At 65.2% G+C, this 8,298-nt stretch carries 7 protein-coding genes; 4 read left to right on the top strand and 3 right to left on the bottom strand.

Annotated elements, in window-relative coordinates:
- Positions 1 to 228 precede the first annotated feature (228 nt).
- Genes AC0L21_RS16540 through AC0L21_RS16525 form a run of 4 tightly spaced genes read left to right on the top strand, consistent with a single transcriptional unit; the run spans position 229 to position 3,562 of the window.
- Positions 229 to 744 (top strand): winged helix-turn-helix transcriptional regulator, encoded by a 516-nt coding sequence (locus AC0L21_RS16540; protein WP_473262878.1) that lies wholly within the window; start codon positions 229 to 231, stop codon positions 742 to 744.
- Between the two features lies 1 nt (position 745).
- Positions 746 to 2,002 (top strand): beta-ketoacyl-ACP synthase II, encoded by a 1,257-nt coding sequence (gene fabF, locus AC0L21_RS16535; protein WP_473262877.1) that lies wholly within the window; start codon positions 746 to 748, stop codon positions 2,000 to 2,002.
- 59 nt (positions 2,003 to 2,061) lie between these two features.
- Complete coding sequence (locus AC0L21_RS16530; RefSeq protein WP_473262876.1) at positions 2,062 to 2,694, top strand: LysE family translocator; 633 nt, start codon at positions 2,062 to 2,064, stop codon at positions 2,692 to 2,694.
- Positions 2,687 to 3,562 carry an alpha/beta fold hydrolase gene (locus AC0L21_RS16525; protein WP_473262875.1) on the top strand — a complete coding sequence of 292 codons (876 nt, stop codon included), beginning with the start codon at positions 2,687 to 2,689 and terminating at the stop codon, positions 3,560 to 3,562. The genes AC0L21_RS16530 and AC0L21_RS16525 overlap by 8 nt, the downstream gene beginning before the upstream one ends.
- Here the strand turns inward: AC0L21_RS16525 and AC0L21_RS16520 are convergent.
- The 3 genes from AC0L21_RS16520 to AC0L21_RS16510 form a co-directional block, all read right to left on the bottom strand.
- Positions 3,559 to 4,443, bottom strand: coding sequence for a 4-(cytidine 5'-diphospho)-2-C-methyl-D-erythritol kinase (locus AC0L21_RS16520; protein ID WP_473262874.1), 885 nt, complete (start codon positions 4,441 to 4,443; stop codon positions 3,559 to 3,561). The genes AC0L21_RS16525 and AC0L21_RS16520 overlap by 4 nt on opposite strands.
- Positions 4,444 to 4,471: 28 nt before the next feature.
- On the bottom strand, positions 4,472 to 6,274 hold the full coding sequence (locus AC0L21_RS16515; RefSeq protein ID WP_473262873.1) for a tetratricopeptide repeat protein: 1,803 nt from the start codon (positions 6,272 to 6,274) through the stop codon (positions 4,472 to 4,474).
- Positions 6,275 to 6,610: 336 nt separating this feature from the next.
- Positions 6,611 to 8,272, bottom strand: coding sequence for an electron transfer flavoprotein-ubiquinone oxidoreductase (locus tag AC0L21_RS16510; protein WP_473262871.1), 1,662 nt, complete (start codon positions 8,270 to 8,272; stop codon positions 6,611 to 6,613).
- Positions 8,273 to 8,298: the final 26 nt, after the last annotated feature.

Genomic DNA, 8,298 nt, shown 5'->3' with positions numbered 1-8,298 from the left:
GAATCCCCAGATGCCGCTCTGAGTCAATCCGCCGCACCAGATATGTGCATGCCCTAGGGCCTTCGCCGGGACGACATCGCTGAGGTAGGCGCCACCACTTCATCAACACCGTCATTGCGAGCGCAGCGACAGCTCCAGCTTCGCAGCTGCCTTGGCTCCCTCCACCCGAATCGGCCACTGCTCGCCCAGTGACTTGCATTTTGCAAGTAACTTACCTAGCTTCACGCCATGCAGCCCAAATCTCCTTCCATCCAGGAATGTCCGGTCGGCCGCGCCGTGGAGACGGTCGGGGAATGGTGGAGCATCCTGATCCTGCGGGATGCCTTCCAGGGCGCAACGCGGTTCGACGAATTCAAACAGAACCTCGGGATTGCGCCGAATATCCTATCGCGGCGCCTTGCTCACCTCACCAAGACGGGCATGTTCGTCCGCCGCCGCTACAATGAACGGCCGCCGCGCTACGAATATGTGCTGACGGACAAGGCCCGGGACTTCTTCCCCGTGGTCGCGACCCTGCTCGCCTGGGGCAACAAGCATCTCGCGCCGAAGGGCGAAGCGATCCTGCTCGCGAACCGGCACGATCGTCGTCCGTTCGATCCGGTCGTGGTCGATGCCGCCGACATGCAGCCGATCACGCTCACCAATGCGGTCATCATCGCCGGTCCCCGCGCCAGCCGTCTCATGCGTAAACGGCTGACCTCGCTCAAAGCCATGAACCCGGCCGTCGCGCCGGCTGGAGACTGACATGCGTCGTATCGTCGTGACGGGAATGGGCGCGGTGTCGCCGCTTGGCTGCGGTGTCGAACTGTCGTGGCGCCGGCTGCTGGCCGGCCAAAGCGGGCTGCGCCCGCTGCCGGAATGGTCGCAGGCGCTGCCCGCACGCATTGCCGGCCTCGTGCCCGACAAGGCCGATGACGCGGACGGCGGCTTCGATCCCGCGCAGGCCGCCGCGCCGAAAGACCAACGCAAGATGGACCGCTTCATCCTGTTTGCGCTGCTCGCCACCGCAGAGGCGGTTGCGCAGGCCGGCTGGACGCCGCAGGACGCGGCAGCGCAGGAACGAACCGCAACGATCATCGCCTCCGGCGTCGGCGGCTTTCCGGCGATGGCGGAGGCGGTGCGCATCACCGAACAACGCGGCCCGCGCCGGCTCTCGCCGTTCACGATCCCCTCCTTCCTCGCCAATCTCGCCGCCGGCCACGTCTCGATCAAATACGGCTACAAGGGAGCGCTGGGCACACCGGTCACGGCGTGCGCCGCCGGCGTTCAGGCGATCGGCGATGCCGCGCGCATGATCCGCGCGGGCGAGACTGATGTGGCGATCTGCGGCGGCGCGGAAGCCTGCATCGACATCGTCAGCCTCGGCGGCTTTGCTGCGGCCCGCGCTCTGTCGAGCGGGTTCAACGACGCGCGCGCCTCGCGCCCGTTCGACCGCGACCGCGACGGTTTTGTCATGGGCGAAGGCGCCGGCATCCTGGTGATCGAGGAGCTGGAGCATGCGTTGGCGCGTGGCGCGACGCCGATTGCGGAGATCGTCGGATACGGTACGACCGCCGACGCCTATCACATGACATCGGGTCCGCCTGACGGCGACGGCGCCCGGCGCGCCATGGAGATCGCGCTCCGGCAGGCCAAGCTTGCGCCCGCGGATTTGCAGCATCTGAACGCGCATGCGACGTCGACGCCGGCTGGCGACGAGAGCGAACTCGGCGCGATTGCCGCGCTGTTCGGCCGCGACCGCGGCATCGCGGTGAGCGCGACCAAATCGGCCACCGGCCATCTGCTCGGCGCCGCGGGTGGGCTGGAAGCGGTCTTCACCGTGCTCGCCCTGCGCGATCAGATCGCGCCGCCGACGCTCAATCTCGAAAACCCTGATCCCGCCGCAGACGGCATCGACATCGTCGCCGGTGTGGCGCGCCCGATGCCGATGCAGCACGCGATCTCGAACGGGTTCGGCTTCGGCGGGGTGAATGCCAGCGTGATCTTCCGCCGGATGGGCTAAACGACGGGCCTTACAAACGACGGCCTTGCAATCGCGGCAAGCATCGCTACCAAAGCAGGATGATCAACACGAATTTCTGGCTGTTCCTGGCCGCCGCTTGTCTCATCGCCGCCGTTCCCGGCCCCGGCATTTTCTACGTCGCGGCAAGGACCTTGTCGGAAGGGCGCGCCAGCGGTTTTGCATCGACCGCGGGCACTGCGCTCGGCGGGCTGGTTCATGTGGTCGCGGGCAGCCTCGGCATCTCCGCGATCATTCTTGCCAGCGCCGAACTGTTTGCCGCCGTGAAATTCGTCGGCGCACTCTATCTGGTCTGGCTCGGCATCAGGACTTTTCGCAACGCTGGCCGCGCGCTGTCATTCGACAGCGAGCCCGTCGGCGACAAGCGCGCCTTTCGCGACGGCGTGCTGGTCGAGGCGCTGAACCCGAAGACCGCCGCCTTCTTCCTCGCCTTCATTCCGCAGTTCCTTGACCCCGCGGGATCGAACCCGACGCTGCAATTCCTCATGCTGGGTGCGATCTCGGTGACGCTGAACACGCTCGCCGACATCATGGTGGTGCTGATGGCGTCCGCGACACGCACGCAGTTGATCGGAAGGCCCCATTTGATGCGACGTCTCACCCAGGGCTCCGGCGTCTTCATTGCAGGGCTGGGCCTGTCGCTCGCACTGGCGCGGCGGCCCGTGAATGGGTAGCGCCACCATACCCGCCCCGCAAAGCCGCACTTACGAGTCTCACGGCCTGCGGCTGCACTATGCCGACTGGGGCAACGACGGCGCGCCGGTCGCCATCCTTGTCCATGGCGGCCGCGATCACTGCCGGAGCTGGGACGTCATCGCCCGGTCGTTGCAGCCGCATTTTCACGTGCTCGCACCCGACCTGCGCGGTCACGGCGATTCCGACTGGACCAAAGGCGGCAGCTACGCGCTGACGGAGTATGTGTACGATCTCGCCCAGCTCGTTCGTGCCATCGCGGCCCCTCAAGTCACTCTCATCGGCCATTCCATGGGCGGCATGGTCAGCCTGATCTTTACGGGGTCATTCCCCGAACAGGTCTCGAAGCTGGTCGTGCTCGACGGCGTGACGATGTTGCCGGATACACCCAAACCGCCGGTGCATGAGCGGATCGGCAAATGGGTCGGTCAGCTCGACAAGCTGCACGACCGCGCACCGCGCCGCTATTCGACGCTCGAAGACGCGGCGGCGCAGATGGTCCTTCACAACAAGCGGCTGTCTCGCGACCTCGCGCTGCATCTCGCCACCCACGGCGCGCGGCAGAACGAGGACGGCACCTATAGCTGGAAGTTCGATCCCTACCAGCGCGCCTCTGCGCCGCACCGGCTCTGGCCGGACGATCACATCGCGCTGTGGTCGCGCATCACCTGCCCGACGCTGCTCTTGAATGCCGGCGAAAGCTTTCTGGCTGGCGCGAGGGCCGCGGACCTGGAGCGCTACTTTCCGCAGGCGCGCGTCGAGACCATCGCCGGGGCCGGACACTGGCTGCAACATGACAAGCCGCAGGAGGTGTTGAGTGAGATCCGGGAGTTTCTCGGGCTGGCCTAGCTCAGCGTCCCCGCGTGCACCCACCAGCCGGAATGATCCCTGCGGATCTTCTCGGCGGCGGCATGCGCCTCGGCAGATGCGCCATAGATCCCAAAGCACGTCGCACCCGAGCCGGACATGCGGGCGAGCTTGACGCCGGCGGAGCCACGCAAGGCTTCCAGCACGTCGCCGATGACAGGCTCGATGCGCATCGCGGGGGCTTCGAGATCGTTGGCGACGGCCTCGAGCGTGTCGATCCAATCGGCAATGGAGGCGCCCTCGCCCGGCCAGGCCGGGGCGTCGAGGACGGAGGTGGCGCCGACCAGGAGTTCGCCGTTGCGCAGACCCAGTGCCTGAAACACATCCTTGGTCGCGACCGGCACGCGCGGATTGACCATCACGCAGGGCATGCTCGGCAGCATCAAGGGCAGCAGCTGCTCGCCGACACCGGTCATGTCGCAGGCGCGCGAGAACAGGCACACCGGCACGTCGGCGCCGGTCGCAAGCGCAACGTTCTGCAGCCGCGGGTCTTCGAGCGAAAGATCGTTGAGACGCGCCAGCAATCGCAGCGCCGCCGCGGCGTCGGCCGAACCGCCGCCGATGCCGGCCGCGACCGGGAGCACCTTGTCGAGCGCGAATGCGCCCAGCTTCAGGTTCGGGACGGCTTCGGCCAGGAGTTTGGCCGCCTTGAACACGAGGTTGTCGGCCATATCGCCGCAGGCCGCCGCGAGCGGCCCCGTCGTGGTGAGCTTCAGCTCGCCGCCGGGCTCCAGCGTGAGCCGGTCGGCGCAGTCGGCAAACGCGACGACGCTTTCGAGATCATGATAGCCGTCGGTACGACGGCCGACCACGCGAAGGCTCAGATTGACCTTCGCGCGCCCTTCTTCAATCAACGCCGGCATTGACGACACGCCCCCAACCTCAACTCACTCAGCCGCCCTTGCCGTCGTCCTTCTTCTTCTCCTTCTCCGCCTGCGCAGCCGAGGAGTTCGAATTGTCGTCGGTCATGCCGTTTGCAATCTTGGCCTCGATCTTCGGAAGCTCATCCGCTTCGGGCTTGAGGTCGCGGGCGTGGGCCCACTGGAACTTGGCTTCCAGCGTGCGGCCGACGCGCCAATAGGCGTCGCCAAGGTGATCGTTGATGGTGGGATCCTCGGGCTTGAGGTCGATCGCCCGCTCGAGGTTCTTCACCGCATCCTCGTAGTTGCCGATGCGGTAATAGGCCCAGCCAAGGGAGTCGACGATGTAGCCGTCGTCCGGGCGCTGCTCGACCGCCCGCTTGATCATCTTCATGCCTTCGTCGAGATTGATGCCCTGGTCGATCCAGGAATAGCCGAGATAGTTGAGGACGTGCGGCTGGTCGGGCTGCAGCTCGAGCGCCTTCTTCATGTCGGCTTCGGCCTTGCCCCATTGCTTTGAGCGCTCCTCGCAGATGCCGCGATAATAGTACCAGACGCTGTTGGCCTTGTCGTTGCCGGCCGGCAGCACGTCGACGCCTTGTGAATAGGTCGCGCCGCATTCGCCAAACTTCTTGCGGCCGCGCTCGATGTTGCCGAGCGCCATGATGGCTTCCAGATCCTTGGAATCCTCAGTGGTGACGCCCTTGAGGATCTTGATCGCCTCGTCAGTGCGGTCGGCGGAATCCAGATCGATGGCAAGCTGAATCTGGGCGTTGCGCTTGAGTGGCGAGGACGCCGGCACCCGCTCATAGACCTTTATCGCCATCTGCGGCCGCTTCACCGATTCATAGAGATCGGCGAGCGAGAGCAGCGCCAGGGGATGGGTGGGCTGGAGGTAGAGCGAGAGCTGCAGATAGACCAACGCCAGATCCTCGCCGCCGCGGCGGGTCAGTGTGGCGCCGATGCCGTAGAGTGCTTCTGCGGCGCCGGCTTGCGCGCTATCGACCAGCGGCGGCATCTTCTTGCCGGCCTTGGTGTCGCGCAACCCTTCCACGATTAGCGGATGGCGGGCGAGCTTCTTGTCGAAAGCCTGGTAGACCGCGGTCGCGGCCGCCGAGTCCTTGTTGCGCGACAGCCAGCGCGCATAGGCCTCGGTGACGCGCAGCATGGAATCGTCGAGCTTGTAGGCACGCTCGAACCGGGTGCCGGCGTCTTTCTCCTTGCCCGCGAGCTCGAGGATCATGCCGGCGTGGAGATCCTTGAACAGCGGATACCATTCCGGACCGGCCAGCTTGTCGATGGTGGCGACGCCGCCCTTGGCATCCCCCGCACCATAGGCGGCCCAGCCCGACAGCAGCGTGGCAACGAGATCGGTGATCGGACCACGGATCGACTGGTTGATGTTGGTCTGCGCGGCCGCATACTTCTTGAACTTGAGATCGTGCACGCCGACGACGAGGCGTGCAACGCGGTTAGTCTTGTCGATGGTCAGGATGCGCTCGGCGAGCTTGACCGCTTCGTCGATGTCACCGTCGGCGACCGAAGAGATGAAGGCGCGGTCGAGCAGCTCGTTGTTCTTGGGATCGGTGCGCAGGGCCGAGCGATAGAACGCGGCGGCGGAGGCCGCATCGCGCTCGACGCTGGCGTGGCGGGCGGCGAGATAGCTGCCGGAGGTGGTCAGCGCCTTCAGATCGTTTCGGGTCGGAAACTGCGCCGCCGTATCGGACGGATGATCCGGCGTCTGCGCCAGGACCGCGCCGGGGACCGTCGCCATCGCTGAGCCCATGAGGGCAATGGCGGCAACAGTCCAACGGTCGAAACGATTTGAAAGCATCAGGGCTCGCCTTGAGTTGGTAGTGCCTGGGTTTGCAGAAGGCCGTATCGCATGCGAACGCGGCCGGTGGCATGGGGACCCGGAACCGTCAGGCCGACAATGCCGCTTTTGGCGCTTCACCGCAAGGATTCGGGCCGGGCGATCCCCTCCGCACGGCCCAAATCGACCAAGTGGCCGGTCAAGAGCGCTCCAAGACGCCGCCAGTATGGCCGTATCGTGGCCACGACCCGCGAAGGCGGCCGGGTTCTCACGCGAACGTGCGTCACAGGGCGAAGATCACGCAACTTTGGTCACATTGGGCCTTGGTCACATGGATCGTGGCTTGATGACCCCAGCCTACATCGCCTCGTAGTTCGGACCGCCGCCGCCCTCCGGGGGAACCCAGGTGATATTGCCGTTGGGGTCTTTCACGTCGCAGGTTTTGCAGTGGACGCAGTTCTGGGCGTTGATCTGGAAGCGCGGGCCCGGACCTTCCTCGATCCACTCATAGACGCCGGCCGGGCAATAGCGATTCGAGGGACCGGCGAACACGTCGTGCTCGGAGGTCTTCTGGAGGTTCATGTCCGTGACCTTGAGATGGACCGGCTGGTCCTCCTCATGATTGGTATTGGACAGGAACACCGACGAGAGCTTATCGAAGGAAATCTTGCCGTCCGGCTTCGGGTAGGTCCGCGGTGCGTGGGTCTTGGCCGGATCGAGCGTCGCACGATCGGGCTTGGCGTGCGATTGGGTGCCAAACAGCGAGCCGCCGAACAGCGTATTGCACCACATGTCGAAGCCGCCGAGCGCAACGCCGAGCACCGTGCCGAACTTCGACCACAACGGCTTGACGTTGCGGACCAGGAACAAATCCTTGCCGACCGAGGAGGAGCGCCAGGCGTTCTCGTAGTCGACGATCTCGTCATTGGCGCGATCGGCGGCAATGGCGGACGCAACGTGCTCGGCGGCGAGCATGCCCGTGCCCATCGCGTTGTGCACGCCCTTGATCCGGGGAACGTTGACGAAGCCGGCCGCGCAGCCGATCAGGGCGCCGCCGGGGAAGCTGAGTTTCGGGACCGACTGATAGCCGCCCTCGGTGATGGCGCGCGCGCCATAGGCGAGCCGCTTGGCACCTTCGAAGGTGGAGCGGATTGACGGATGGGTCTTGAAACGCTGGAACTCGTCGAACGGTGACAGATACGGGTCATCGTAGTTGAGATGCACGACGAAGCCGACGGCAACGAGGTTGTCGTCGTAGTGATAGAGGAACGAGCCACCGCCGGTCTTCAGATCGAGCGGCCAGCCGAACGAATGCTGGATCATACCCTTCTGGTGCTTGGCGGGATCGATCTGCCAGACTTCCTTGAGCCCGATGCCGAATTTCGCCGGCTCGCTCTTGGTATCCAGCGCGAACTTCGCGATGAGCTGTTTGGTCAGGCTGCCGCGCGCGCCTTCCGCGAACAGCGTGTACTTGCCGAGCAATTCCATGCCACGGGTAAAGGAGTCCTTCGGCTTACCGTCCCGGCCGATGCCCATGTCGCCCGTGGCAATGCCCTTCACCGCGCCCTGCTCGTCATAGAGCACCTCGGCCGCGGCAAAGCCCGGATAGATCTCGACGCCTAGCGCTTCCGCTTTGCGTGCCAGCCAGCGGCAGACATTGCCAAGCGAGCCGATATAGCAGTGATGATTGTCCATCAGCGGCGGCATGATGAAGTTAGGCAGCCTGATCGCGCCGCCGCCCGTCATCCAGTAGAAGCGGTCGTCCTTCACCTGGGTCTTCAGAGGGCAATCGGAATCCTCGCGCCAGTCCGGCATCAGCTTGTCGAGCCCGGCCGGATCGATCACGGCGCCGGAGAGAATATGCGCACCGACCTCGGAGCCCTTCTCCACCACGACGACGTTGAGATCGGCATTGATCTGCTTCAGCCGGATCGCTGCAGCCAGACCCGAGGGGCCGGCGCCGACGATGACGACGTCGAATTCCATGGATTCGCGCGGGGGAAGTTCTTCGGTGCTCATCTGATCTCAGCCCTTGAGACGGTCCT

This window comes from Bradyrhizobium sp. WSM4873, assembly GCF_055811355.1.
The sequence above is the reverse complement of the archived record's forward strand: the minus strand, read 5'-3'. Positions and strand labels throughout refer to the sequence as shown.

Excerpts from the sequence above, each read along its gene's own strand:
- AC0L21_RS16540 (WP_473262878.1), top strand. The coding sequence starts at position 229 with ATGCAGCCCAAATCTCCTTCCATCCAGGAATGTCCGGTCGGCCGCGCC.
- AC0L21_RS16520 (WP_473262874.1), bottom strand. The coding sequence starts at position 4,443 with ATGCCGGCGTTGATTGAAGAAGGGCGCGCGAAGGTCAATCTGAGCCTT.
- fabF (WP_473262877.1), top strand. The coding sequence starts at position 746 with ATGCGTCGTATCGTCGTGACGGGAATGGGCGCGGTGTCGCCGCTTGGC.
- AC0L21_RS16510 (WP_473262871.1), bottom strand. The coding sequence starts at position 8,272 with ATGAGCACCGAAGAACTTCCCCCGCGCGAATCCATGGAATTCGACGTC.
- AC0L21_RS16525 (WP_473262875.1), top strand. The coding sequence starts at position 2,687 with ATGGGTAGCGCCACCATACCCGCCCCGCAAAGCCGCACTTACGAGTCT.
- AC0L21_RS16530 (WP_473262876.1), top strand. The coding sequence starts at position 2,062 with ATGATCAACACGAATTTCTGGCTGTTCCTGGCCGCCGCTTGTCTCATC.
- AC0L21_RS16515 (WP_473262873.1), bottom strand. The coding sequence starts at position 6,274 with ATGCTTTCAAATCGTTTCGACCGTTGGACTGTTGCCGCCATTGCCCTC.